The organism is Allobosea massiliensis (assembly GCF_042655245.1).
Classification (GTDB): domain Bacteria; phylum Pseudomonadota; class Alphaproteobacteria; order Rhizobiales; family Beijerinckiaceae; genus Allobosea; species Allobosea massiliensis.
The window spans coordinates 14,228-38,006 of the sequence record NZ_JBHSLU010000148.1 but is presented as its reverse complement, the minus strand read 5'-3'; the positions used below and the strand labels follow the sequence as shown (position 1 = coordinate 38,006).

At 68.5% G+C, this 23,779-nt stretch carries 24 protein-coding genes and 1 pseudogene; 11 read left to right on the top strand and 14 right to left on the bottom strand.

The window, feature by feature from the left end:
• The first annotated feature begins 26 nt into the window (after positions 1-26).
• Complete coding sequence (locus tag ACFPN9_RS28145) at positions 27-1,085, top strand: GGDEF domain-containing protein (protein ID WP_066718395.1); 1,059 nt, start codon at positions 27-29, stop codon at positions 1,083-1,085.
• 16 nt (positions 1,086-1,101) lie between these two features.
• Here the strand turns inward: ACFPN9_RS28145 and ACFPN9_RS28140 are convergent, their stop codons facing one another.
• Entirely contained in the window at positions 1,102-1,485 is a 384-nt protein-coding gene (locus ACFPN9_RS28140) for a HesB/IscA family protein (protein WP_066718398.1), read from the bottom strand.
• A 188-nt stretch (positions 1,486-1,673) separates the two neighbouring features.
• On the opposite strand from ACFPN9_RS28140, the gene ACFPN9_RS28135 reads away from it, so the two are divergent.
• Both ACFPN9_RS28135 and ACFPN9_RS28130 read left to right on the top strand, forming a co-directional pair.
• Complete coding sequence (locus tag ACFPN9_RS28135; RefSeq protein WP_377817966.1) at positions 1,674-2,750, top strand: malate/lactate/ureidoglycolate dehydrogenase; 1,077 nt, start codon at positions 1,674-1,676, stop codon at positions 2,748-2,750.
• 17 nt (positions 2,751-2,767) lie between these two features.
• A complete protein-coding gene (locus ACFPN9_RS28130) occupies positions 2,768-3,130 on the top strand; it encodes an MmcQ/YjbR family DNA-binding protein (RefSeq protein ID WP_066718404.1) in 363 nt (120 codons plus the stop codon).
• 105 nt (positions 3,131-3,235) lie between these two features.
• On the opposite strand, the gene ACFPN9_RS28125 is transcribed toward ACFPN9_RS28130, so the two are convergent.
• Positions 3,236-4,123: a PhzF family phenazine biosynthesis protein gene (locus ACFPN9_RS28125; RefSeq protein WP_066718407.1), complete on the bottom strand. Its 888-nt coding sequence runs from the start codon at positions 4,121-4,123 to the stop codon at positions 3,236-3,238.
• A gap of 172 nt (positions 4,124-4,295) precedes the next feature.
• On the opposite strand from ACFPN9_RS28125, the gene ACFPN9_RS28120 reads away from it, so the two are divergent.
• On the top strand, positions 4,296-4,640 hold the full coding sequence (locus tag ACFPN9_RS28120; RefSeq protein ID WP_156446460.1) for a hypothetical protein: 345 nt from the start codon (positions 4,296-4,298) through the stop codon (positions 4,638-4,640).
• A 24-nt stretch (positions 4,641-4,664) separates the two neighbouring features.
• Here ACFPN9_RS28120 and ACFPN9_RS28115 read toward each other — a convergent pair whose 3' ends face one another.
• From ACFPN9_RS28115 to ACFPN9_RS28075, 9 genes are all read right to left on the bottom strand, one after another.
• On the bottom strand, positions 4,665-5,003 hold the full coding sequence (locus ACFPN9_RS28115; RefSeq protein ID WP_066718410.1) for a hypothetical protein: 339 nt from the start codon (positions 5,001-5,003) through the stop codon (positions 4,665-4,667).
• A 39-nt stretch (positions 5,004-5,042) separates the two neighbouring features.
• Positions 5,043-5,381 (bottom strand): SUF system Fe-S cluster assembly protein, encoded by a 339-nt coding sequence (locus ACFPN9_RS28110; protein ID WP_245282388.1) that lies wholly within the window; start codon positions 5,379-5,381, stop codon positions 5,043-5,045.
• Positions 5,382-5,440: 59 nt separating this feature from the next.
• Complete coding sequence (locus ACFPN9_RS28105) at positions 5,441-6,679, bottom strand: aminotransferase class V-fold PLP-dependent enzyme (protein ID WP_066718418.1); 1,239 nt, start codon at positions 6,677-6,679, stop codon at positions 5,441-5,443.
• A 4-nt stretch (positions 6,680-6,683) separates the two neighbouring features.
• The gene (locus ACFPN9_RS28100) at positions 6,684-6,893 is read right to left on the bottom strand and encodes a tautomerase family protein (protein WP_066718420.1); all 210 of its coding nucleotides are present in this window, start codon (positions 6,891-6,893) and stop codon (positions 6,684-6,686) included.
• Positions 6,893-8,242: a Fe-S cluster assembly protein SufD gene (gene sufD / locus ACFPN9_RS28095; protein ID WP_377817965.1), complete on the bottom strand. Its 1,350-nt coding sequence runs from the start codon at positions 8,240-8,242 to the stop codon at positions 6,893-6,895. Before sufD ends, ACFPN9_RS28100 begins: the two co-directional genes overlap by 1 nt.
• Entirely contained in the window at positions 8,242-8,994 is a 753-nt protein-coding gene (gene sufC, locus ACFPN9_RS28090; RefSeq protein ID WP_066718426.1) for a Fe-S cluster assembly ATPase SufC, read from the bottom strand. Before sufC ends, sufD begins: the two co-directional genes overlap by 1 nt.
• Positions 8,995-9,118: 124 nt before the next feature.
• The gene (locus ACFPN9_RS28085; protein ID WP_066718428.1) at positions 9,119-9,340 is read right to left on the bottom strand and encodes a hypothetical protein; all 222 of its coding nucleotides are present in this window, start codon (positions 9,338-9,340) and stop codon (positions 9,119-9,121) included.
• Positions 9,340-10,812 (bottom strand): Fe-S cluster assembly protein SufB, encoded by a 1,473-nt coding sequence (gene sufB, locus ACFPN9_RS28080; RefSeq protein ID WP_066718431.1) that lies wholly within the window; start codon positions 10,810-10,812, stop codon positions 9,340-9,342. Before sufB ends, ACFPN9_RS28085 begins: the two co-directional genes overlap by 1 nt.
• Positions 10,813-10,872: 60 nt before the next feature.
• Positions 10,873-12,078 (bottom strand): cysteine desulfurase family protein, encoded by a 1,206-nt coding sequence (locus ACFPN9_RS28075; protein ID WP_377817964.1) that lies wholly within the window; start codon positions 12,076-12,078, stop codon positions 10,873-10,875.
• 293 nt (positions 12,079-12,371) lie between these two features.
• On the opposite strand from ACFPN9_RS28075, the gene ACFPN9_RS28070 reads away from it, so the two are divergent.
• Both ACFPN9_RS28070 and tyrS read left to right on the top strand, forming a co-directional pair.
• Positions 12,372-13,043: an alpha/beta hydrolase gene (locus ACFPN9_RS28070; protein ID WP_066733696.1), complete on the top strand. Its 672-nt coding sequence runs from the start codon at positions 12,372-12,374 to the stop codon at positions 13,041-13,043.
• A 138-nt stretch (positions 13,044-13,181) separates the two neighbouring features.
• Positions 13,182-14,432 (top strand): tyrosine--tRNA ligase, encoded by a 1,251-nt coding sequence (gene tyrS / locus ACFPN9_RS28065; RefSeq protein ID WP_066718440.1) that lies wholly within the window; start codon positions 13,182-13,184, stop codon positions 14,430-14,432.
• 3 nt (positions 14,433-14,435) lie between these two features.
• Here the strand turns inward: tyrS and ACFPN9_RS28060 are convergent, their stop codons facing one another.
• Positions 14,436-17,906, bottom strand: coding sequence for a hypothetical protein (locus ACFPN9_RS28060; RefSeq protein WP_066718442.1), 3,471 nt, complete (start codon positions 17,904-17,906; stop codon positions 14,436-14,438).
• Positions 17,907-18,113: 207 nt separating this feature from the next.
• On the opposite strand from ACFPN9_RS28060, the gene ACFPN9_RS28055 reads away from it, so the two are divergent.
• The 4 genes from ACFPN9_RS28055 to purN all read left to right on the top strand — a co-directional run bounded on the left by ACFPN9_RS28055 (position 18,114) and on the right by purN (position 21,764).
• Positions 18,114-18,578, top strand: coding sequence for a peroxiredoxin (locus tag ACFPN9_RS28055; RefSeq protein ID WP_066718452.1), 465 nt, complete (start codon positions 18,114-18,116; stop codon positions 18,576-18,578).
• Positions 18,579-18,659: 81 nt separating this feature from the next.
• Positions 18,660-19,967 carry a M23 family metallopeptidase gene (locus tag ACFPN9_RS28050; protein WP_066718454.1) on the top strand — a complete coding sequence of 436 codons (1,308 nt, stop codon included), beginning with the start codon at positions 18,660-18,662 and terminating at the stop codon, positions 19,965-19,967.
• 103 nt (positions 19,968-20,070) lie between these two features.
• A complete protein-coding gene (gene purM, locus ACFPN9_RS28045; protein WP_377817963.1) occupies positions 20,071-21,144 on the top strand; it encodes a phosphoribosylformylglycinamidine cyclo-ligase in 1,074 nt (357 codons plus the stop codon).
• Positions 21,141-21,764 (top strand): phosphoribosylglycinamide formyltransferase, encoded by a 624-nt coding sequence (purN, locus tag ACFPN9_RS28040; protein ID WP_066718463.1) that lies wholly within the window; start codon positions 21,141-21,143, stop codon positions 21,762-21,764. Before purM ends, purN begins: the two co-directional genes overlap by 4 nt.
• Positions 21,765-21,844: 80 nt before the next feature.
• On the opposite strand, the pseudogene ACFPN9_RS28035 reads toward purN, so the two are convergent.
• Positions 21,845-22,513: pseudogene (locus ACFPN9_RS28035) on the bottom strand (helix-turn-helix transcriptional regulator); the annotation flags it as partial.
• Between the two features lie 117 nt (positions 22,514-22,630).
• On the opposite strand from ACFPN9_RS28035, the gene ACFPN9_RS28030 reads away from it, so the two are divergent.
• Positions 22,631-23,353, top strand: a complete 723-nt coding sequence (locus tag ACFPN9_RS28030; RefSeq protein ID WP_066718466.1) for a glutathione S-transferase family protein — start codon at positions 22,631-22,633, stop codon at positions 23,351-23,353.
• Here ACFPN9_RS28030 and ACFPN9_RS28025 read toward each other — a convergent pair.
• On the bottom strand, positions 23,337-23,684 hold the full coding sequence (locus ACFPN9_RS28025) for a hypothetical protein (protein ID WP_156446461.1): 348 nt from the start codon (positions 23,682-23,684) through the stop codon (positions 23,337-23,339). The genes ACFPN9_RS28030 and ACFPN9_RS28025 overlap by 17 nt on opposite strands.
• Positions 23,685-23,779 lie beyond the last annotated feature (95 nt).

Genomic DNA, 23,779 nt, shown 5'->3' with positions numbered 1-23,779 from the left:
GGCCTCGCGTCCGGACCGACGAAGGCATGAGCGAGCACGCGCAGCCCCCCTCTCCGCAGGACGACCTCGCCGAGCGCGTCGTGGCGGCCATGCGCGAGCACGGATCGCCGACCTACCCCCGTGCCTTCGAGGTCTGGTACGCCCATCTCAGTGGCGAGATGCCGGCGATCAGCATGGCGATGAACGCCATCATCACCGGCAGCGAAGGCAAGGTCGGCGTCGCCGATATCGACCACCTCTATGACCGCTTCATCAGCACGGAACGTCTGGCGCGCCACGCCGAGCGCACCAGCCTGCAGGTGCTCGGCGAGATCGACGGGCTGATGGCGCTCGTCGACAAGGCGCTCGATTCCAGCGAGCGCTACCATGGACGGCTCTGCGCCATGTCCGAGGACGTGCCGCCGCCGGCCGACCGGCAGAAGCTGCGCGAATGGGTCGAGGCGCTGGTCATGTCGACGCGCGAGGAGGTCACGCGCAAGACCAAGCTGGAGGCGCAGCTGCGCGACAGCTCCAACGAGATCCGCAATCTGCGCGAGGCGCTGGAATCGACCCGGGCCGAGGCGTTGACCGACCCGCTGACCGGCCTCGCCAACCGCCGCCATTTCGAGGAGATGCTCCAGAAATCGATCGATCAGGCGACGCTGCGGCGCGAACCCTTCGCCCTCGTCATGGCCGATATCGACTTCTTCAAGCAGTTCAACGATGCCCATGGCCATCTCACGGGCGACCAGGTGCTGCGCCTGGTGGCGCGGACGATGAAGGACAAGTTCAAGGACAAGGCGATCATCACCCGCTTCGGCGGCGAGGAGTTCGCCGTGATCCTGCCGGATGCGGATCTGATCGCCGGCAAATTCGGAGCGGAGACGGTGCGGCAGGCCCTGCTGACCCGAGAACTGGTCAAGCGCTCGACCAACGAGAATCTCGGCCGCATCACGATCTCGCTCGGGGTCTCGGCCTATGCCCGCGGCGACACGGCCGCCTCGCTGACCGAACGCGCCGACCAGGCGCTGATGGCCGCCAAGCGCGCCGGCCGGAACCGCACCGTCACCGAGGACGCGATCGACTCGGCCAGCCGCGTCGCCTGAAACCGCGTCGCCGTGCTCAGGGCGCGGCGGCGGCAGCCGTCTGGGGCCTGATCTCGACCGATTCGCCGCAGCCGCAGGCCGAGACCTGGTTCGGGTTGTTGAAGACGAAGGTCGAGGAAAAGCGGTCGGTCTTGAAATCGAGCTCGGTGCCGAGCAGGAACAGCACGGCCTTGGCGTCGACGATGACCGTCGCGCCCTTCTCGGTCACGACCTCGTCGCCCTTGGCGGCCTCGCGCGCGACCTCGAAGGTGTATTCCATCCCGGCGCAGCCGCCCTTCTTCACGCCGACGCGCAGCCCGAGAGCCGGCGTGTCGGCGGCGGATTGGGCCATGATGTCGCGAATGCGCGCGGCGGCGGCATCCGTCAGCGAAACGACCTTCAGGCCGGGTATCGAAAACATCCGTCGTCCCTCCCCAATCGGGTTCAAGGCCCGATGAAGCAAGATTGCACCGCATTACATAGGGATTGGTGAAGCAAAGGTCGAGAGACGGGCGCGCAGGGCCGGCCGCCACGACCGCTGTTGCGTGCCACCGGCTGCCATGCACTGTGACGCCATCCCCTTTCTCGCTCGGCACGGCACCATCCCTCATGGACTATCGCACTCATCGCCCCGAATCGCTGCGCCGGCTCGTCCGGGAGATGATCATCGCGGCAGGATGGCCCGTGGCCGCCGCCGCCGAGACTGCCGACCATCTCGTCCTGGCCAATCTCAGCGGCCATGACAGTCATGGCGTCGGCATGCTGCCGCTCTATTTCCAGTCGCTGGCCGACGGAAACCTCTCGCCGCAGTCGCAGCCGACGACGCGGCTCGAGGTGGCACCCTTCCTGATCATCGATGCGGCTGTCGCGCTCGGCCAGCCGACCGCCCGGTCTGCGGTCGACCGCGCATCGGCCATGGCGAAGACGAGCGGCGTCGCGATCGTGAACCTGCTCGACGCCCACCATATCGGCCGCATCGGCCATTATGCCGAGGCGGCCGCCGCGCAGGGGCTGATCTCGCTGTTCTGGGTCAACGTCGCCGGGCGCCCGCCCATCGTGGCGCCGCATGGCGCGAAGGAAGCGCGCTTCGGCACCAATCCCCATGCGATCGGCATTCCAGTCCCGGGCGGCGAACCGATCATCCTCGATTTCGCCACCAGCCGCATGGCGCATGGCAAGGCGCGCGTGGCGCTGAACAAGGGCGTGCCCGTGCCGCCGGGCTTCATCATCGACGGCGAGGGCCGCCCGACGACGGAGCCCCGTCATGTCTTCCCGCATGCGCTCGCCGAGGGCGAGGCGCTGGGTGCGCTTTTGCCCTTCGGCGACCACAAGGGCGCGGGCCTCTCGCTGATCGCCGAGCTGCTCTCGGCGGGGCTGATGGGCGCGGCTCGCATCGACCAGAAGCCGGCGAAAAGCTGGATCATCAATTCGCTCTTCGGCATCCTGATCGACCCGGCCCGGCTGGAGCCGGACGAGGCGCTGCGGCGCGAGCGCATCGAGAGCTATCTCGCCTTCGTCCGGGCGGCGAAGCCGCAGGACGAGAGCCAGCCCGTGCTGACGCCGGGCGAGAGCGAGCGAGCCACCCGGATCGCCCGGGAGCGCGACGGGATCCCGCTCGACGACGAGACCTGGTCTCAGATCGTCGCGGCCGCCGCGGCCCATGGCATCGACGCAGAGCGCTATTGAAGCAGGCGGGGCCAACGATGACGCTGGATGGCTACAACGCCTTCTGTGCCGGCCTGCCGGCCACGAGCAGCGTCGTGCAATGGGGCGGCGCCCATGTCTGGAAGGTCGGGGGCAAGGTCTTCGCGATCGCCCGCACCGATGACGGCGTCGCGCTCTCGGTGACCTTCAAATGCTCCTGGGCGAGCTTCGACATCCTGAAGGAGCAGCCGGGCCTGCGCCCCGCGCCCTATCTCGCCTCGCGCGGCATGAGCTGGATCCAGCGCCTGACCGACGAGACGATGCCGGATGACGCGCTGCAGGATTATCTGCGCGAGAGCCACCGTCTGGTCGCGGCGGGGCTGACGAAGCGGGCGCGGGCGGAGCTGGGGCTCACGCCCTGACGCTCTCCGCCGTCATGGCGAGCGAAGCGACGCCATCCAGGGGGCGGCCATGCTCGACGTCGCTTGGATGGCTTCGTCGGCCGAAGGCCTCCTCGCCATGACGGCTTACAGCAGCGCCTCGCCCCGGAACACCGGCACGCAGGAGCCGCCGACGGTGGCGCGGATGCCGTCGTCGCCACGCTTGGCCGTCAGTTTCAGCAGGCTCGGGCGGCCCATCTCGACGCCCTGCGTCAGGGTGAAGCTCGCGCTGTCGCCACCGTCGAGCTTCAGCAGCAGGGCCGCCAGCGTCGCGCTGGCGCTGCCCGTCGCCGGGTCCTCCCAGGTGCCGCTGATCGGCGCGAACATGCGGGCGCGGATCGACTGGCCGTCGCGGACATAGAGAAACAGCGACAGTCGCCCTTCCAGACCGGGCGTGGCGTCGCGCAGGGCGCGGAAGGCGGTGAGATCGGGCGTGGCGCGGGCCAACGCCTCGGACGCCACCTCCGCCAGCACGAAAAAGACGCCGACCGAGGCGCGGACCGGCTTGTGCCGGCCGGTGAGCACCTGCTCGGGCTTCAGCCCGGCGCAGGCCGCGATCGCCTCGGCCGGCAGTTCGACGCCGGTCGAAAGCGGCTGCGGCGCGGCGATGGTGGCGCCGGTGATCTCGCCGGTGGCGTCACTGGCGACCTTCACCGTGACGAGGCCGGCGATCTCCTCGAAGCGCAGCACGCCGCCGCTGTCGCGGCCATGGCGGGCGAGCACGAAGGCGGTGCCGACATTGGGATGGCCGGCAAAGGGCATCTCGTGGGTGCGGGTGAAGATGCGCACCCGCGCCGTGTTGGCGGGGTCGGCCGGAGGCAGGACGAAGGTCGTCTCGCTGTAGTTCATCTCGGCGGCGAGCGACTGCATCTCGGCGTCCGACAGGCCGCGCGCATCGGTGAAGACGGCGAGCTGGTTGCCGCCGAAGCGGGTTTCCGTGAAGACGTCGACGGTCTCATAGGCATAGCGGCGCATGGTCGTCTCCCCGCCGCGAGAGATGCGGCCCTGGCGCGCTTGATGCCACCGATCGCGCCGCCGCGATAATCAAGCTCGCAGATGCGTTCGATCACCGCCGCTGATCACGGCGGCGGAACAGAGCCCCTCGCCCGCCGGTTGCTCTTCTGACAGCGGCAGAAGGACCAGCGCCATGAGCGATCGCGACCGCACCCATCACGCGACAACCCAGCACCACCCCGGCCCCGATACGCCGCGGCGTCCCGGCCAGCCCGGCGAGCAAGATCAGCACCGTCCGGGACCGAGCCCGGATTCACCCCACCAGACGGGGCCGCACGCGCCCTATGATTCCGATTCCGGCGCGGTCGCGCAGCGCATTCGTCAGGATGCGGCGGGGCAATACGGCGAAGGGACACCCGATCCCAACAAGGATGGTCTCACCAGCGCCAACCCGGTCGTCCTATCGGGGGATGGCGACGCGACCAGCGGCAACGGCCATGGTCGCAATCGGGATGGGTCGACGACCAAGCAGGAATAGCCCGACCGGCCCGATGTCGCTCGATCAGAGCAGGAAGTGGAAGCCAAAGCCAAAGATGACGAGCCCGGCCGCAACGACCTGCGCGACGAAGAGTGGCTTCAGCCTTGCCGTCTGACCGGCCTGGAAATCAGCCCGCTCCGCGCGCGACAGGCGGTCGCGTGCCTTGAATTGCTCTTCGAGCACGCGCGGATCGGAACTCGCCGCGTCACGCTCGAGATCCATCCGCACCGAGATGAAGCCGATGACGAGGCCAATGATGCCGAGGCCAAAGAAACCGACCAGCCGCAAAGCACCATAGAAAACGCCGATCGCGAGAGCCGCGAGCAGGGGAAATGCGACATAGTCCCATTTCGTGAAGCGCATGGTCGCGACTATGGCGGCCCGCTCAGGGACCGTCCAGCCTCACCACATGTCGAGCGCGACCCTCGCCTCGTCGGACATGCGCGACTGGTCCCAGGGCGGGTCGAAGGTCATGTTGACGCTGACGCCGGAGACGCCGTTCACCGTCGAGACGGCGTTCTCGACCCAGCCTGGCATCTCGCCGGCGACGGGGCAGCCCGGCGCGGTCAGCGTCATGTCGATGGCGACGTGGCGGTCGTCGGAGATATCGACGCGGTAGATCAGCCCGAGTTCGTAGATGTCGGACGGGATCTCGGGATCGTAGACCGTCTTGAGCGCGGCGATGATGTCGTCGGTCAGACGGTCGATCTCCTCCGGCGGCAGAGCCGTGCCGGCGCCCATGGTCGGGGCGTTCGGCTTGATGTCGTCTGCGACGGTGTCGGTCATGATCGCAATCCTACTCAGGCAAACAGGCTTTCGGCCTTTTGCAGGGCTTCGACGAGCCTGTCGACCTCATCCAGCGTGTTGTAAAGGCCGAAGGACGCCCGGCAGGTCGATGTCACTCCATATCGGGCCATCAGCGGCATGGTGCAATGGGTGCCGGCGCGCACCGCCACCCCCGCCCGGTCGATGACGGTGGCGACGTCATGGGCATGGGCGCCCTTCATCTCGAAGGCGACGATGGCGCCCTTGTTCTTCGCCTTGCCGAAGATGCGGATCGAGTTCATCTCGCCGAGCCGCTGCATCGCGTAGGCGCCGAGACGCGCCTCATGCGCGGCGATGTTCTCGCGGCCGAGCGCCATCATGTAGTCGAGCGCCGCGCCCAGACCGACGGCTTCGATGATCGCCGGCGTGCCGGCCTCGAAGCGGTGCGGCGGGTCGTTATAGGTCACCGTGTCTTCGGTGACGGTGACGATCATCTCGCCGCCGCCTTCATAGGGCGGCAGCTTCTCCAGCCATTCGCGCTTGCCCCAGAGGATGCCGGAGCCGGTCGGCCCATAGGTCTTGTGGCCGGTGAAGCAGTAGAAGTCGCAGCCCAGCGCCTGGACATCGACCGGCAGGTGCACGGCGCCCTGGCTGCCGTCGACGACCAGCGGGAGGCCGTGCGCGCGGCAGATCGCGGCGATCTCGGGAATCGGCAGGATGGTGCCGATCGCATTCGAGAGATGAGTCAGCGAGACGACCTTCGTCCGAGCTGAAATCAGCTTCTCGAACTCTTCGATGAGGAAGTTGCCGTCCTCGTCGACCGGCGCCCATTTGATCACGGCGCCATGGCGCTCGCGCCAGTAGTGCCAGGGCACGATGTTGGAGTGGTGCTCCAGGATCGAGAGGATGATCTCGTCGCCCTCGCCGAGCTGGAGATGGCGACCGAGCGCGGAGGCGATGGTGTTGAGCGCGCCCGTCGAGGAGCGCGTGAACACGATCTCCTCGAGATGGGCGGCGTTGAGGAAGCGGCGCGCGCTTTCGCGAGCCGCCTCATAGGCTTCGGTCGAGGCGTTGGCGAGATAGTGCAGCCCGCGATGGACGTTGGCGTAGTCCTCGCGCATCAGCCGCGACATCGCCTCGATCACCACCTCCGGCTTCTGGGCGGAGGCGGCGTTGTCGAGATAGACGAGCGGTTTGCCGTAGACCTCGCGCGACAGGATCGGGAAATCCCGGCGGATCGCCTCGATGTCGTAGGGCTTCACCGGCGCGTTCATGTCCTCAAGCCTTTCCCGGCGAAGCGGGTGCCTTGTCGGCGACCAGCTCGCCGCCATGGCCCCAATCCTCGCGCTCGATCTCCTGGATCACGATATGGGTATTCTGCGGGTTCTTTCCCAGCACGCGGACCAGCGTGTCGGTGAAGGCCTTGACGATCTCGGCCTTCTGGGCCCGCGTCGCGCCCTTGGTGATCTGCAGATTGACGTAGGGCATCAGATCGCACTCACCACGGAGGAGGCCTCGCGCGCCGCGAGCCAGGCCTCGATCTCGCCCATCACCATCTCGCGCAGCGCCTCGTCCTGCACGAACTCGACCGCCTCGCCGGCGAAGGCCTGCAGCACCAGCGCCTCGGCCTGCGGCCGCGGCAGGCCGCGCGCCATCAGGTAGAAGAGCTGCTCGCCGTCGATCTGGGCGACGGTGGCGCCGTGGCCGCAGACGACGTCGTCGGCGAAGATCTCCAGCTCGGGCTTGTTGAACATGGTCGCGCCGTCGTTCAGCAGCAGCGCGTTGCTCTTCATGCCGCCATCGGTCTTCTGGGCATGCTGGCGCACGATGACCTTGCCCTGGAAGACGCCGGTGCCCTCGCCGCCGATGATCGACTTGAACAGCTCGCGGCTGGTGCCGTGCGGCACCTCGTGATCCATCACCAGCGTGACGTCGGAATGCTCGCTGCCGCCGAGCAGGCTGACGCCGCGCAGGCCGATCTGCGTGTGCTCGCCTGCATAGCGGACGAAATGCTGCTGGCGCAGCGTGCCGGCATTCCAGACCAGTGCGAAGGATTCGAACTTCGCCTGGCCGCCGACGGTCGCCAGCAGGCTCTGGACCTGCACGGTCTCCGGCCGGTGGCGCGTGATCACGCGGACATGCTGCACGTCGCTCTCGTCGCCGGTCTCGAAGACGATGGCACCGTTGATCTGCGAGGCGGCGCTGCCGACGCTCTCGCTGATCTCGACGATCGTCGCCTTGGCACCGGCACCGGCCAGCACGACCGAGCGGTGGAAGATCGCGCGCTCCTCCTCACCCGAGGCGAGCGAGAGGATGGTCAGCGGCTGCGCCAGCTCCGTGCCGGCCTCGATCTCGACGAAGACGCCATCGCGCATCAGCGCGGTGTTGAGCATCAGCCCGGCATCGGTGCTGGCGACGCCCGGACCGGAGAGGATGCGGGCGAGGTCGTCGCGACCCGACACCAGCGCATCGGCGAGGCTGTGGACCGCAAGACCGTCCGGCAGGCCCTCCAGCGTGGAGAGTTCCGGCACGAAGACACCGTCGACCAGGACGAGCCGGACGCCGCCGGCGGGCAGCGCCGCGACGCGGGCGCGCACCGCGGCGCTGACCGTCGCGGTCTCGGCCAGCGGACGGGCCTCACGCAGCAGGCCGCGCAGATCGGTGTAGCGCCAGGTTTCCAGCCGGCGATGCGGCAGGCCGCGGACCTCGAAGCCGGCGAAGGCATCCTCGCGCAGCTTGCGGACCGGCAGGGCGCCGGGCAGCTCGGCCTTGGCAGCGGCAAACTGGGCGCTCAGCGCCTGTTCGGCCGCCGTCTTCAGCGGGGTGACGACGGACATCAGGCCGCCTCCACATAGGCCGCGTAGCCGGACTTCTCGAGTTCGAGGGCCAGCTCCTTGCCGCCGGTCTTCACGATGCGGCCCTTCGACATGACGTGGACCGTGTCGGGGACGATATGGTCGAGCAGGCGCTGGTAGTGCGTGATGACCAGGAAGCCGCGGCTCTTGTCGCGCAGCGCGTTGACGCCCTCGGCGACGATGCGCAGCGCGTCGATGTCGAGGCCGGAATCGGTCTCGTCGAGGATGCACATGGAGGGCGAGAGCAGCGCCATCTGCAGGATTTCCATGCGCTTCTTCTCGCCGCCGGAGAAGCCGACATTGAGCGGCCGGCGCAGCATGTCCTTGGCGATGCCGAGCTTGTCGGCGGCACCGTTGACGGCCTTGATGAAGTCCGGCGTCAGCAGTTCGGCCTCGCCGCGCGCCTTGCGCTGGGCGTTCATCGCAGCCTTCAGGAAGGTCATGGTGGCGACGCCGGGGATTTCCAGCGGGTACTGGAAGGCGAGGAAGATGCCGGCAGCGGCGCGGGCATCGGCCTCCATCTCCAGCACGTTCTCGCCATTGAGCAGGATCTCGCCGTCGAGGACCTCATAGTCCTCCTTGCCGGCGATGACATAGCTCAGCGTCGACTTGCCGGAGCCGTTGGGGCCCATGATGGCCGCGACCTCGCCGTCGTTCACGGTGAGGTTGAGGCCGTTGAGGATCTGCTTGTCTTCGTCGGCGATCTTGACGACGAGGTTACGAATTTCGAGCATGGTTTTCAGGTCCGGATTTCCGTCGCGTCATGCTCGGTCCTGTTCCGAGTATCCGCGACTTGAACGTTGAAGAGTGGCGAAACGGTTGGCACAAGCCCGACCGTGGCGGGTCGGTCGATGTGCTTCATTCGACCAGGTCGAGGCGCTTTTCGATCCGATCCACCCGGGATTTCAGCGCGGCAATGTCGCCGTGGTCATGCTCCTGCAGGGTCACGACACCAGCGAGATGCTGGCGCATCGCCGACATCTCTGTCTGCATGGTGCGCATGCTGTCGGCGAGCCGGGCCATGTCTGCGCGGATCGCCCGTAAATGTTCGAGCACGAGGTTTTCCACGTTCTCGTTCATCACCCCACGCTCCCCTCGAGCGAGATCGTGATCAGCTTCTGCGCCTCGACGGCGAACTCCATCGGGAGCTGCTGCAGCACCTCCTTGACGAAGCCGTTGACGATCAGCGCCACCGCCTCCTCCTCGGAGAGGCCGCGCTGCTGGCAGTAGAACATCTGGTCCTCGCCGATCTTCGAGGTGGTGGCCTCGTGCTCGAAGACGGCGGTCGCGGTCTTGGCCTCGATATAGGGGATGGTGTGGGCGCCGCACTGGTCGCCGATCAGCAGCGAGTCGCAATTGGTGAAGTTGCGCGCACCCGTCGCCTTGCGGTGGGCCGAGACCATGCCGCGATAGGTCGAGTCCGACTTGCCGGCCGCGATGCCCTTGGCGATGATCTTCGAGGTCGTGTTCTTGCCGAGATGGATCATCTTGGTGCCGGAATCGACCTGCTGGGCGCCGTTCGACACCGCGATCGAGTAGAACTCGCCGCGCGAGCCGTCGCCGCGCAGGATGCAGGACGGGTACTTCCAGGTGATCGCCGAGCCGGTCTCGACCTGCGTCCAGGAGATCTTGGAGTTCTTGCCCCGGCAATCGCCGCGCTTGGTGACGAAGTTATAGATGCCGCCCTTGCCCTCGGCATCGCCCGGATACCAGTTCTGGACGGTCGAGTACTTGATCTCGGCATCGTCGAGCGCGATCAGCTCGACCACCGCGGCATGGAGCTGGTTCTCGTCCCGCTTGGGCGCCGTGCAGCCTTCGAGATAGCTGACATAGGAGCCCTCGTCGGCGATGATCAGCGTGCGCTCGAACTGGCCGGTGTTCTGCTCGTTGATGCGGAAATAGGTCGACAGCTCCATCGGGCAGCGCACGCCCTTGGGGATGTAGACGAAAGAGCCGTCGGTGAAGACGGCGCAGTTCAGCGTCGCGAAATAATTGTCGGTCACCGGCACGACGGTGGCGAGGTACTTCTTCACCAGCTCCGGATGCTCGTGGATCGCGTCCGAGATCGAGCAGAAGATCACGCCGGCCTGGGCCAGCTCCTTCTTGAAGGTCGTCACCACCGACACCGAGTCGAACACCGCATCGACCGCGACGCGGTTCTCAGGCGCCACGCCGGCCAGGATCTCCTGCTCGCTGAGCGGGATGCCGAGCTTCTTGTAGGTCTCGAGGATCGCCGGATCGACCTCGTCGAGCGACTTCGGCGCGGCGCCCTTCTTCGGCGCGGCGTAGTAGTAGATGTCCTGATAGTCGATCGGCGGGTATTGCACGCGCGACCAGGCCGGCTCGGTCATCGTCTTCCAGCGACGGAAGGCGTCGAGGCGCCATTCCAGCATCCATTCCGGCTCGTTCTTGCGCGCCGAGATGTAGCGGACGGTGTCTTCGGTCAGCCCCTTGGCCGGCTTCTCGACCTCGAGCTCGGTGACGAAGCCGTATTTGTATTCGGTCACGTCGATCGACTTGACCTGATCGATGGTCTCCTGGACCGCTGCCATGTCTGCTCTCCTGTCGCGGGTTCAAGGCCCGCCGGTCTGGTCTTGGTGTTGCGGAACGCGTCAGGCGGCTGCCCGTGCGCTCCGATCCGGGATCGCGGCCAGCGCTTTCGCATAGGCCGCGAGAAAAAGGTCGATCTCCTGCTCGCAGGTGGTCCATCCCAGCGACGCCCGCAAGGCCCCTGCGCTCATGACGGGGTCGACGCCCATGGCGGTCAGCACATGCGAGCGCTTCACCTTGCCCGACGAGCAGGCCGAGCCGGAGGACAGGGCGACGCCCGCGAGGTCGAGCTTGATCAGCGTCGTCTCGGCGCTCAGCCCCGGCGTCGCGAAAGCGGAGGTGTTGGGCAGGCGCGGCGCGCCACGGCCGAAGACCACGCTCTGCGGCGCCAGCGCCGGCAATCCGGCCTCCAGCCTGTCGCGCAGGGCGGCGAGGCGCGCGCCCTCCTGAGCGAGGGCCTGGGTCGCGAGGCCGGCGGCGATGCCGAATCCGACGATGCCCGGCACGTTCTCGGTGCCGGCCCGCCAGCCGCGCTCCTGCCCGCCGCCACGCAGCGGCTTGTCGGCGAGTTCGAGCGCTCCCGTCCGGAAGACGATGGCGCCGACGCCCTTCGGCCCGCCGAGCTTGTGGGCCGACAGCGTCAGCACATCGACGCCGAGCGCCTCGATATCGATCGCGATCTTGCCGGCAGCCTGGACGGCGTCGCTGTGAAGCAGCGCGCCGAAGCGCTTCGCGATCGTCGCGATCTCGGCAACCGGCTGGATCACGCCGGTCTCGTTGTTGGCGAGGTGGACGGAGACCAGCGCCCGAGCGCCCGTATGCTCGGCTGCGAAGCGCTCCAGCCGCGCCGCGAGCCAAGCCGTATCGACGATCCCCTCGGCGTCGACGGGGATCGCTTCCGTCGCCTGCGACGGGAAGCGATGGCCGTCGCGCACGCAAGCATGTTCGGTGGCGCTGTGGAGCAGCAGCGAGGCGGGTGTGCGGACGCAGTCGCGGCCGCCGTCGCAATCCATCAGGCCAGGCGACAGGATCGTCGCGTTCGCCTCGGTGCCGCCGCCGGTGAAGACGACATTCGCGGCCTTCGCCCCGACCAGGCCCGCAACCGCGACGCGCGCAGTCTCGATCGCGCTGCGCGCTGCCCTGCCCTCGGCATGAACGGAGGACGGGTTGCCCGTGAGTTCGAGCGCGCGCAGCATCGCCTGCACGACCTCGGGGCGAACCGGGGTCGTGGCATTGTGGTCGAGATAGGCGCGCGTCGCGACGGACAAGGTTACGGATGCTCCTGCTTCACCGGGCCGCCGGCACGAAAGGCTTGAATTCGCACCCCTGCGCCGTGCTATAGCCGCCCGTCCGAACCGGCCATCGCCGGGAGCGGTGCTGCCTCCGTTCAGAGGATCGCGCCGATGTTCCCGACTTGTTCACGGCCGTTAGAACCATTCTAAGCGCCTGATGTAGGGCGCGAGCGGCGGGGCCGTCAAGGGCGACCGGGCCATTCCGGCGGCTTCCTGCCGCCGCAGGGCCCGCCTTGAAAGCCCGGGCCCAACACAAAGGCGACGAGACGATGCCAGAGGTGATTTTCAACGGCCCGGCCGGACGGATCGAGGGACGCTACCAGCCCGCCAAGAAGCGGGGGGCGCCGCTCGCGATCATCCTCCATCCGCACCCGCAATTCGGCGGGACGATGAACAACCAGATCGTCTACAACCTGTTCTACACCTTCGTGAATCGCGGCTTCTCGGCGCTGCGCTTCAACTTCCGCGGCGTCGGCCGCAGCCAGGGGCATTTCGACCACGGCGCGGGCGAGCTCTCGGATGCCGCCGCCGCGCTCGACTGGATGCAGGCGCTGAACCCCGAGGCCAAGAGCTGCTGGATCACCGGCGTCTCCTTCGGCGCCTGGATCGGCATGCAGCTCCTGATGCGCCGCCCCGAGATCGAGGGCTTCCTCTCGATCGCGGCAATGGCCAACCGCTACGACTTTTCCTTCCTGGCGCCCTGCCCCTCCTCGGGCCTGTTCGTCCACGGCTCCGAGGACCGCGTCGCGCCGGTGAAGGAGGTCATGGCTGTGATCGAGAAGGTGAAGACACAGAAGGGCATCCAAATCGAGCACACGGTCGTTGAGGGCGCCAACCACTTCTTCGACGGCAAGGTCGACGTGCTGATGAGCCAGGTCGGCGCCTATCTCGACCGCATGGTCGGCCCCGAGATCATCAAGAGCGAGCAGGAAAGCGTCTGACGCTTCCCTCCGTCATGCTCGCCCTTGTGGTGAGCATCCACGTCCTGGACCCCGCGCCCGGCGCCAGAAGACGTGGATGGTCGGGACAAGCCCGACCATGACGGTGGACGAGTTGTCGGCCCCGACGAGAACCCAGCCATGACCACCTACAAGTCCGACTTCCTGCGCGTGCTCGACGAGCGCGGCCTGATCCATCAGGTCTCAGATCCGGAGGGCCTCGATACGCTCTGCCGTCAGGGCGTGCAGACGGCCTATGTCGGCTACGACGCGACCGCGACCTCGATCCATATCGGCAACCTGATCTCGCTGACGATGCTGTACTGGTTCCAGGAGACCGGGCACCGGCCGATCACGCTCATGGGCGGCGGCACCTCGATGGTGGGCGACCCCTCCTTCCGCGACGACCAGCGCAAGCTGCTGACCGTCGAGGAGATCGCGACCAATATCGAGAGCATCAAGCGGGTCTTCGGCCGCATCCTGCGCTATGGCGAGGGCCCAACCGACGCGCTGATGGCCAACAATGCCGACTGGCTGTTGAAGCTGAACTATGTCGAGTTTCTGCGCGAGGTCGGCCGGCATTTCTCGGTCAACCGGATGCTCTCCTTCGACTCGGTCAAGCTTCGGCTCGACCGCGAGCAGTCGCTGTCCTTCCTCGAATTCAACTACATGATCATGCAGGGCTACGACTTCGTCGAGCTGAACCGGCGCTATGGCTGCCGGCTGCAGATGGGCGGCTCCGACCAGTGGGGCAACATCATCAACGGCGTCGACCTCTCGCACCGGATGGGCGGGCCGCAGCTCTACTGCGTGACGACGCCGCTCTTGACGACCGCCTCCGGCGCCAAGATGGGCAAGACCGCCAATGGCGCGGTCTGGCTGAATGCTGACGTCTTCAGCCCCTATGATTTCTGGCAGTATTTCCGCAACACCGAGGACGCCGATGTCGGCCGCTTCCTCAAGGTGTTCACGCGCCTGCCGCTCGCCGAGATCGCAAAGCTCGCTGCGCTCGGCGGCTCGGAGATCAACGAGGCCAAGAAGATCCTGGCGACCGAGATCACCGCCATCGTCCATGGCCGCGAGGCGGCGGAAGCCGCCGCCGAGACCGCGCGCAAGACCTTCGAAGAGGGCGGCACCGCGGCCGATCTGCCCAGCGTCGCGATCGCGCGGGCGGAGCTGGAGCCGGGGCTCGGCGTGCTGACCGCCTTCGTCAAGGCCGGCCTTGTGCCCTCGACCGGCGAGGCGAGGCGTCAGGTCAAGGCCGGCGGCCTGCGCGTCAACGACACGCTCGTCACCGACGAGCGCGCCACGCTCGGCCCCGCCGACCTTGCCGAGGGCGCGATCAAGCTCTCCTTCGGCAAGAAGAAACACATCCTGCTGCGGGCGGAGTAAGCCTCAGCGCGTCGGCGGCGGCTGATCAGGCTGGTTGGGCTGGATCGGCCGCTGGTTCGGCGTACCGCCGAGCGGATCGACGAAGCGGCGCAGGATACCGGGCGCGATCGCCGAGAGCGGGTTGATCGTCATGGTCGGGGCGCTGGCCGCCCCGGCGATGCGGAAATTGACTGCGAAGAGCCCGCCATACTGGCTGCCGCCGCCGAGCAGAGCCCCCACCACAGGCACCTGCGCGAAGGCGTTGTTGAAGGCATAGCCCGGCACGAAGGTGCCGCCGATATCGACGCGGTCGCGGCCGTAGTCGACGTTGCCTTGCAGGGTAAAGCCGACCTGCTGGCCCCAGATCACCATGTCCGAGACGTCGAGCCGGCTGGCGGAGCGGGTGAACTCGGCCCTGAGCTTGGTGAACGCCACTTCGCTGACATTGATCGGCAGCGGCGGGGCGGCGTTGTCGGCCCGGTCGCCCGCCAGCGCCTGAACCGACTGGCCGCCGAGGACGCGGCGCAGCGCGGGCTCGTCGCGCACCACGAAATTGCGGAACAGGAGCTCGCCGCTCTGGCGGGTCTCGCCGGGGCCGATATTGAGCACGAAATCGCCGCCATAGGCGCGGCGATAGAGATCGACGAAGCGCAGCAGGGCGCCGCCGTTTTCCGACTGCACCAGCAGCCCGCCCGCCGTCTCGCCGACGCGCGAAACCTGGCGTGCGGTGACCTCGGCCCGGCCGATCCGCCCCTGGAAGGCGACGGTGCGCAGGTCGCCGGAGCGCTTCTGCAGCTTCAGCGTCGCGTTGGTGATCGCCTCGTTGTTGAAGCCGGTCAGGATCGGCACGTCGAGATCGAGGTCGAGATCGCCGCCCTTGCCCTTGTCGCCGCGGGCGGCCGGCCCAGACGCCGTCTGGAGATCGCGGATGAAGGGGCGGACGTCAGCGACGGCGCCGCGGATCACGAGTTTGGTCAGCGCACCCTCGCGACGGGCCTCGACCTTGAGGTTGTCGCCGGCCGAGAGCCTGAACTGGGAGAGGCTCGCGGCCTCGAAACCATTCTGGCGCCCGAGTTCGACCTTTCCCCGGATCTGCACCGGGTTGGAGTCGAAGACGAAATCGTCGAGATCGGGACCGTCCGGATCCGCGACATAGGTAAAGCTCAGCTTGGCGGGCCGGCCCGCAGGCTTGCTGAGCCCGGGAAGGACGCCGTCGAGCGAGGCCTTGGTCAAGTCGTTCTCGACCCGCGGCGCCCCTGGCGCGCCCTTGCCCAGCGCCTTCGTGACCTTGACCTGTACGGGGCCGTTAATACCGGCTTCGGGGCCCAGCCCGCGCTTCTGGCGGGCGGCGTTATCGAGCGTCATGAACAACGCCGCCTCGCCCTTGCCCTTCGGGTCCTGCCGGATCTCGATCTGCGCCCGGTCGCCGCTCACCTTCGCCTCGCCCTTCACCGTCAGGCCGGCCTTGTCGAAGGTCACCGCCAGATTGCCGCCCTCCAGCTTCTCGGGCGCGAGCAGCGTGTCGGAGGCGATGCCGGAGAGCGTGCCGCTGCTGGTGACGACCACCTCGCCCGGCCGCGGATCATCGACGAGGGCGAGCGACACCACGCTGCGGAGATCGCTATTGCCGCGCAGGCTGGCGGGATCGATGTCGCCGGGTGCAAAATCCTTCAGCGCCGGAAAGGCGAAGAGCGCAGCCAGCGACTCCATCGAGCCGGTGCTGCGGAAGCTCGCGCGAGCCGGGGCCCGCTCCATCCAGGTCTCGGGAATCTCGAAGGCACCGTCGCTGAGCTGCAGCTGGCGGCCATTGCCGAGATCGGCGGTCGCGCCGGCGATGGCGAGCTTGACGGCGCGCCCTGTCGCCTTGCCGGTGACGCGCGCATCGATCAATGGCGGCAGGCCGGGGCCGGGCTCGAAGCGCACCTGCGAGGCATCGACGAGCACGGTCAGCGCGTCGTCCGGAATGCCGGCGCCGCGCATCAACCGGGCGTGATCCTCCGCCGGCAGGTCCATCTCGACCCGCAGCGAGGCCAGCCGCCCACTGATGAACTGGCGCGACAGGGTCCTGTGGACCTCGGGGGAGGTCCAGCGCGGCCACAGTGCCAGCGCTGCGCGGGGGTCGGAGTCCGTCGCCAGGATCGAGAAGCGCTGCAGCGGCGAGGGTCCGACCTGCTGGATCAGCCCCTTGCCCTCGGCCTTGATCGCCGGACCCTGGACGGTCATCGAATCGATCACGACTTCGTTGCGGCGCGGGTCGATGCGCAGATCCGCCCGGGCGCTGTCGATCACGACCGGAGGATCGGAGTCCGTTCCGGCGAGCTGTCCGCCGCCGGCGAGAGCGACCCGCCAGGCGCCGTCCTCGGCCCGGAGGGTCCCCGTCCCCTTCAATCGGGTCGGCCCTGCGGCGAGTTCGACCGAGCCGACGTCGATCGTGGAGAGGTCGCCGCTGCTGCTGATCTCGAGATGCGCTGCATCGACGGCGATCGCCTGCATCGGGCCGTCCGGAATCCGAATGACGCCTGGCAACACGTCCAGACGTGCCGTCACCGAGCGGCGTCCGTCCGGAGCCTGGCTCAGACTGGCCTTGCCGCGCAGCGGCAGACCCTCGACCGTCATCCCGCCCGTGCCCAGCGCCAGCGCCACGACTTCGGCGGGCTCGAAGCGGACGATATCGATGTCGGCGCGCTGCGTCCCGTCGGGCTGGTTCGACAGATCGATGGCGAGTTCCTTCCAGCGCTGGCCGGTGCGGCCGCGCACGGTGACGCGCGTCACGCGCTCGGCCGCCCGCGACAGGCGGATCTCGACATCCTCGAAGCCGGCGCGCTGGCGGCCTTCGGGGTCGATGAGGGCGAGCCGCGCGCCGTTGATGCCGGCGGTCTCGAGCGCCCCGAGCAGCCCTTCTCCCTGGGCGAGCGTCGTCACCGCCGCCATGATGCCGGTGAAGGCGTTCCACTGCGCGGCGTCGGGCAGGGTCGCGGCCGGCGTCGGTTCGGCGGGGGCGGCATCGGCATTGACGATCAGCGCCCCGTTCCTGTCGACACCGAGACGGACATTGACGCCGCGCAGATCGACCGAGGTCAGCCGGATGTCGCCACGCAGCAGCGCCAGCGGCTCGTAGCCGAGCACGGCCTCGGGCGCGCGAATGGTCGCGCCGCTCTTGTGGCGGAAGGAGACCTGGCGGACGCGCAGCTGCGAGTGGCCGTCGATGCGGCCCAACTCGGCCGCCGCAGCCTCGACCGTCCAGTCGGCACCGAGACGATCCTCGATCGCCTGGGCGATCCGCCCCTCCAGCCCCGAGAGCGGCACCAGCCCGGTCACGAGCAGCGTCGCGGCGGCGCCGGCGAGGGTCACGACGGCGACGACGATCGCCACGGCGATGGTCACCAGACCGGCCTTCGCCCGCCGCTTGACCTCTGCCGCGTCGCAATCGGGCGTGCCCGGCGCCCCGGTCACGGGCGCGGCAGCGTCCGGCTTGTTCGCGTCCTGGTCCAGCAAGGCGACCTTCGATCCTCTCGGGCGGATGATCCGTCACGGCTTCGGCGGCGTAGTGCGACCGACGTGGCCATGACGGCTTCGTCGATGCAGCCGGGCCAGGCGATTCGGCAAGGCGCGCCGTTCCCGGCGGTGCTGCCCTACCGTATCATGGCGCGCGAACCCGCGTTGCGCCATGCAGCGCGAAGGCGACGAAAGGAAGGCGGATCAATGGCTCTTCAGGATGGTGACGAGGCTCCGGCCTTCACGCTGGCGCGGGACGGGGGCGGCACGGTGTCGCTGGGTGATTTTCAGGGCCGCAAGCTGGTGCTCTACGCCTATCCCAAGGACGACACGCCGGGCTGCACGCAGGAGGCCATCGCCTTCAACCGGCTCAAGGCGGAGTTCGCCGCGGCCGGCACCGAGATCCTCGGCATCTCGCCGGATCCGGTGAAGAGTCACGACAAGTTCAAGGCCAAGCACGGGCTCGATTTCGCGCTGGCCGCCGACGAGACCCAGCAGGCGCTGCAGGCCTATGGCATCTGGGTCGAGAAGAGCATGTATGGCCGGACCTATATGGGCGTGGAGCGCACCACCTTCCTGATCGGCGCGGACGGCAAGATCGCCCGCATCTGGCGGAAGGTGAAGGTCCCCGGCCATGCCGAGGAGGTCCTCGCCGCGGCCAAGGCGCTGTAACGGCCGTCCCGTTTTGCGAACAATTAACCTTAACGGGGTCTAATCCAGGGATCGGCAGCGTCTCTTTCCGGTCCCGCGTTCATGACAGCATCCGCCTCGACTGGCCCCGCCCTCCCCATCTCGGGGCTGGTCTCGCAGAAGAGCTACACGATCCGCCGCTCGACGGCGATCATCGGCCTCGCCTGGCTCGGCCTGACAACCGCCGGCTGCGGCGCCGGCGCCTGGTATATCCTCAGCAAGGACGATCTCGCGGCGCGGCTGATTGCCCGCGAGACCTCCCGCCAATACGCCTATGAGGACCGGATCGCGGCCCTGCGCGCCGATGTCGACCGGCTCGCCAGCCGCGCCTTGCTCGACCAGGACGGCGTCGAGGCGCGCGTCGACGAACTGGCGACCCGTCAGGCGGAGCTGGAATCGCGTCAGTCGCTGGTGACGGCGCTGGCCGATACGCTCCAGGCCGGCGGCATCGTCAATGCCGGCAAGGCGCCGCTGCGGCCCCGCCTGATCAAGCCGGAGGAGCCGATCCGCGCCTCGGGCGTCACCAGCTTCGCTCCGATCATGCCGGGCAAGCCGACGCCGGCTCCCGATTCGCCGACGCTGCGCGGCGCCGGCGAGCCGCAGACGACGCCCTGGCGTTCGGGGCAGGCCGAGCCGGAGCCGCCAGCCAAGCGCGTCGAGACGGCGCTGGACCGGCTCGACCGGGCCCTGTCTCAGACGGCGGGCGCACAGCTCGCCGCGCTCCGCGACATGGATGCGACGCTAACGGAATCGCACAAGCGCCTGCGCGGCGCGCTCGCCGAGACGGGCCTCGATACGGACCGCATGGCCGCGCCGAGCGGCGCCGCCAAGGGCGTCGGCGGTCCCTTCGTACCCTTCAAGATCGACCCGAATGCCGGCCCCTTCGAGGCGACGCTGAGCGCGCTGCAGCCGCGCATCGCCGCGGTGATGCGGCTACGGGGTCTCGCCGAGCAGCTCCCGCTCGCCAAGCCGATGGCCGGCGAAGCCGATTTCAGCTCCAATTTCGGCTACCGCGTCGATCCCTTCACCCGCGGCCCGGCGATGCATACGGGCGTCGACTTCCGGGCCGAGACCGGCTCGCCCATCCGCGCCACGGCACCCGGCAAGGTCATCGCCGCCGAATATTCCGGCGGCTATGGCAACATGGTCGAGATCGAGCACGCCAACGGCATCACCACGCGCTACGCCCACATGTCGGCGATCCTCGCCTCGGTGGGGCAGAGCGTGGCGACCGGCACGGTGATCGGCCGCGTCGGCAGCACCGGCCGCTCGACCGGGCCGCACCTGCATTACGAGACCCGCATCGACGACGAGCCGGTCGATCCGACGCGCTTCCTGCGCGCCGGCGGCAAGCTCGCGGATCTGCGCTGAGCTGCACGCCGAGCGCTTTCCGCGGCTTTTGCACCCCGACGCCTTGCAAGGCGGCGCCCGCTTGCCTATCGCTCCCCGGCAACGGAAGCGAGGCGATACCCCCATGAGCAAGCCCGGCGCGAACGGACTGACCTATGCGCAGGCCGGTGTCGACATCGACGCCGGCAACGCCATGGTCGACGCCATCAAGCCCCTGGTGCGGGCGACGCGCCGGCCGGGCGCCGATGCCGAGATCGGCGGGTTCGGCGGGCTGTTCGACCTGAAGGCCGCGGGCTTCAGCGATCCGATCCTCGTGGCGGCCAATGACGGCGTCGGCACCAAGGTCAAGATCGCGATCGAGAGCGGGCTGCATTCGACGATCGGGATCGATCTCGTCGCGATGTGCGTCAACGACCTGATCGTGCAGGGCGCCGAGCCGCTGCTCTTCCTCGACTATTACGCCACCGGCAAGCTCGACCCCAAAGTCGGCATCGAGATCGTGCGCGGCATCGCCGATGGCTGCCGCCAGGCGGGCTGCGCGCTGATCGGCGGCGAGACGGCCGAAATGCCCGGCCTATATGCCGAGAAGGATTACGACCTCGCCGGCTTCGCCGTCGGTGCGGCCGAGCGCGGGGCGCTGCTGCCGCGGGCGGATCTGCAGCCGGGCGACGTCGTCTTCGGCCTGCCCTCCTCCGGCGTCCACTCGAACGGCTATTCGCTGGTGCGCAGGATCGTTGCGTTGTCGGGGCTTGCCTGGGACGCGCCCTCGCCCTTCGCGCCCGGCAGCAGCCTCGCCGAGGCCCTGCTGATCCCGACACGGATCTACGTCAAGGCGCTGCTGCAGGCGATCAAGGCGACCAGCGGCATCAAGGCGCTGGCCCATATCACCGGCGGCGGCTTCCCGGACAACATTCCGCGCGTGCTGCCGGAGAACCTCGGCGTTTCGCTCGACCTTGCGGCGATTCCCGTCCCGCCGGTCTTCGGCTGGCTCGCCAAGGTCGGCGGCGTCGCCGAGCGCGAGATGCTGCGCACCTTCAACTGCGGCATCGGCATGGTCGTCGCCGCGGAGGCGGCCAAGGCCGAGGAGGTCCTGGCGGCGCTGGCGGCGGCGGGCGAGGCTCCGGTGCGGCTCGGCGAGGTCGTGCCCGTCGCGGCGGGCGAGGAGCCCGTCGCCTATCGCGGCAAGCTTGCGCTGTGAGCAGCCCGGCCAACCGCCCGCGCGTCGGAATCCTGATCTCCGGGCGCGGCTCCAACATGGTCTCGCTGGTCGAGACGGCGCGCCAGCCCGGCTACCCGGCCGAGATCGCGCTCGTGCTCTCCAACGTGCCCGACGCGCCGGGGCTGGACCGGGCGAGCGGTTTCGGCATTGCGACCGCCACGGTCGATCATCGCACCTTCGGCAAGGATCGCGAGGCCTTCGAGCGGGCGATGGACGAGGTGCTGCGCGCCCACCAGATCGATCTGGTGGTGCTAGCCGGTTTCATGCGGATCATGACGGCCTGGTTCGTGAAGCGCTGGGAAGGGCGGATGATCAACATCCACCCTTCCCTGCTGCCGCTTTTCAAGGGCACCCATACGCACCGCCAGGCGCTCGAGGCCGGCGTCAGCGAGCATGGCTGCAGCGTACATTTCGTCGTGCCCGAACTCGATGCCGGCCCGGTGATTGCGCAGGCGAAGGTGCCGGTGTTGCCGGGCGACGACGAGAACACGCTGGCCGCGCGCGTCCTCACCCAGGAACACGGGCTCTATCCTCAGGCGCTCGCGGCCGTCGCCTCCGGCGCCGTGGCGCTGGTGGACGGCGCACTCGTCAGGCGCTGAGCCGGCGCGGGCTCCGCCGGCTGCCCTTCCGCCTGCCGGGCCCGGCGCTCCGAATCCGCCCGGCAACGCGCCTCCTCCTCTTTCTGCCAGCGCCGGAAAAGATCGGCCCGGCGCGCGGGATAGCGCTCCTCGCGCGCGACGAGATCGGTGATGCGGTCGGTGCGGAAATGGCGGAAGTCCTGGCGCAGCTCGCACCAGGCGATCACGATGCGGACGCGATCGTAGAAGGTCATGCCGATCGGCCAGATCATCCGCTGCGTGTCCTGACCGCTCTCGTCGCGGTAGCGGACCTCGAGCTTGCGGCCCTGGCGGATGGCGGCGCGCACGGCGGCGATGTCGACGAGATCGGTCGGCGCGTCGCGGCCATAGAGCGGGGCGAAGAGCGCGCCGTCGAGCAGGATCGGGCGCAGATGCGGCGGCAGCACGGCCGCAACCTTGCTGACGACATCCTCGGCCGCGCGTGCGAGCACGGGGTCGGCCCGCTCGCCGAGCCAGCGCATCCCGACCAGCACGGCCTCGATCTCGTCCGGAGACAGCATCAGCGGCGGCAGGTCGAAGCCGGCATCCAGCACATAGCCGATGCCGGCCTCGCCGCGGACCGGCACGCCCTGTCGCACCAGCGCGGCGATGTCGCGATAGACCGTGCGCACGGAGACATCGAGTTCGGCGGCGAGCGTTTCCGCCGTCACCGGCCGGCGGCGGCGGCGCAGGCTCTGGATCATGTCGAGCAATCGTTCGGCGCGCTGCATCCCGGTTCTTCCCGCTGGCCTCGGACGATCGGAGACTAGCCTGTTGTGCTGACAAATCCTGTCAGGACTATGTCAGTAGCGTCAAATCGTCCTGCGGCATCGCGAAGGGGGAAGAGCATGATCACACTGCACCATTTCGGACCGGCCTTCGGCCTGCCCGATCCGAGCCCGTTCTGCATCAAGGCCGAGATCCTGCTGAAGCTCTCCGGCCTGCCCTACGAGACGCGGATCGGCGACCTGAGGCGGGCGCCGAAGGGCAAGCTGCCGCTGATCGTCGAGGATGGGGTCACCATCTGCGATTCGAGCTTCATCCGCTTCCATCTCGAGGAGCGGCACGGCATCGATTTCGACGCCGGGCTCGATGCCGAGCGGCGGGGCGCCCTCTGGGCCCTGGAGAAGATGCTGGAGGACCAGATCCACTGGATCATGGTGGCCGAGCGCTGGCTCGACGACGGCAATTTCGCCCGCGGTCCGGCGCAGTTCTTCAAGCCGGTGCCGGCGCCGCTGCGGCCGCTGGTCTGTGCGCTGGTGCGCCGCAAGGTCCGGCGCAATGTCGACGGCCATGGCATCGGCCGCCACAGCCCCGCGGAGCGGCTCAAGCTCGCGGAGCGGGCGCTCGACGCGATGGTCGCAATTCTGGGCGAGCACCGCTATTTCGGCGGAGACGCGCCGGTGGGCGGGGATGCCGCGCCCGGCGCCTTCCTGATCGCGGCGCTGACGCCGCTGTTCGATTCGCCCTTCCGCGGGCTGGTCGAGCAACGGTCGGCGCTCACGGCCTATGCCGGGCGGATGCGCGAGCGCTTCTTCGCGGAGGAGCAGCCGCTCAGATCGGCCGCTTGAGCTTGCAGCGGTCGATGAAGCCCAGGCCCTTCTCGCGGGCCGAGTCGTTGAAGTAGCCGGTGTCGCGGAAGGCCTGGATCTCGTCCTTGGTCATCGCGGCGACGGTGCCCTTGGCGTAGCAGCTGCAGGGCGTGTGGACGGCCTCGCGCGTCGTGCCCATCAGGCGCGACTGCGTCACCAGGCAGGCATCGAAGGCGCGCAGCTGGATCATGTAGGGGGTCAGGTTCTTGGCCGTCGGGTCCGGCGGCGGCAGGGCGCTCGTCCCGCTCGCGGCCTGGGCGCCGAGCGTCGCCAGCACAGAGATTCCACCGGCCAGCAAGACCGCACCCATCCGCCGCATCATCATGATTTCGTTCGTCCTTCGAGAGCAGGCGCATCAGTTCCGGAGCCGTCCTGCCTGCGCGAGGGATGGTCCATAGCACCGCC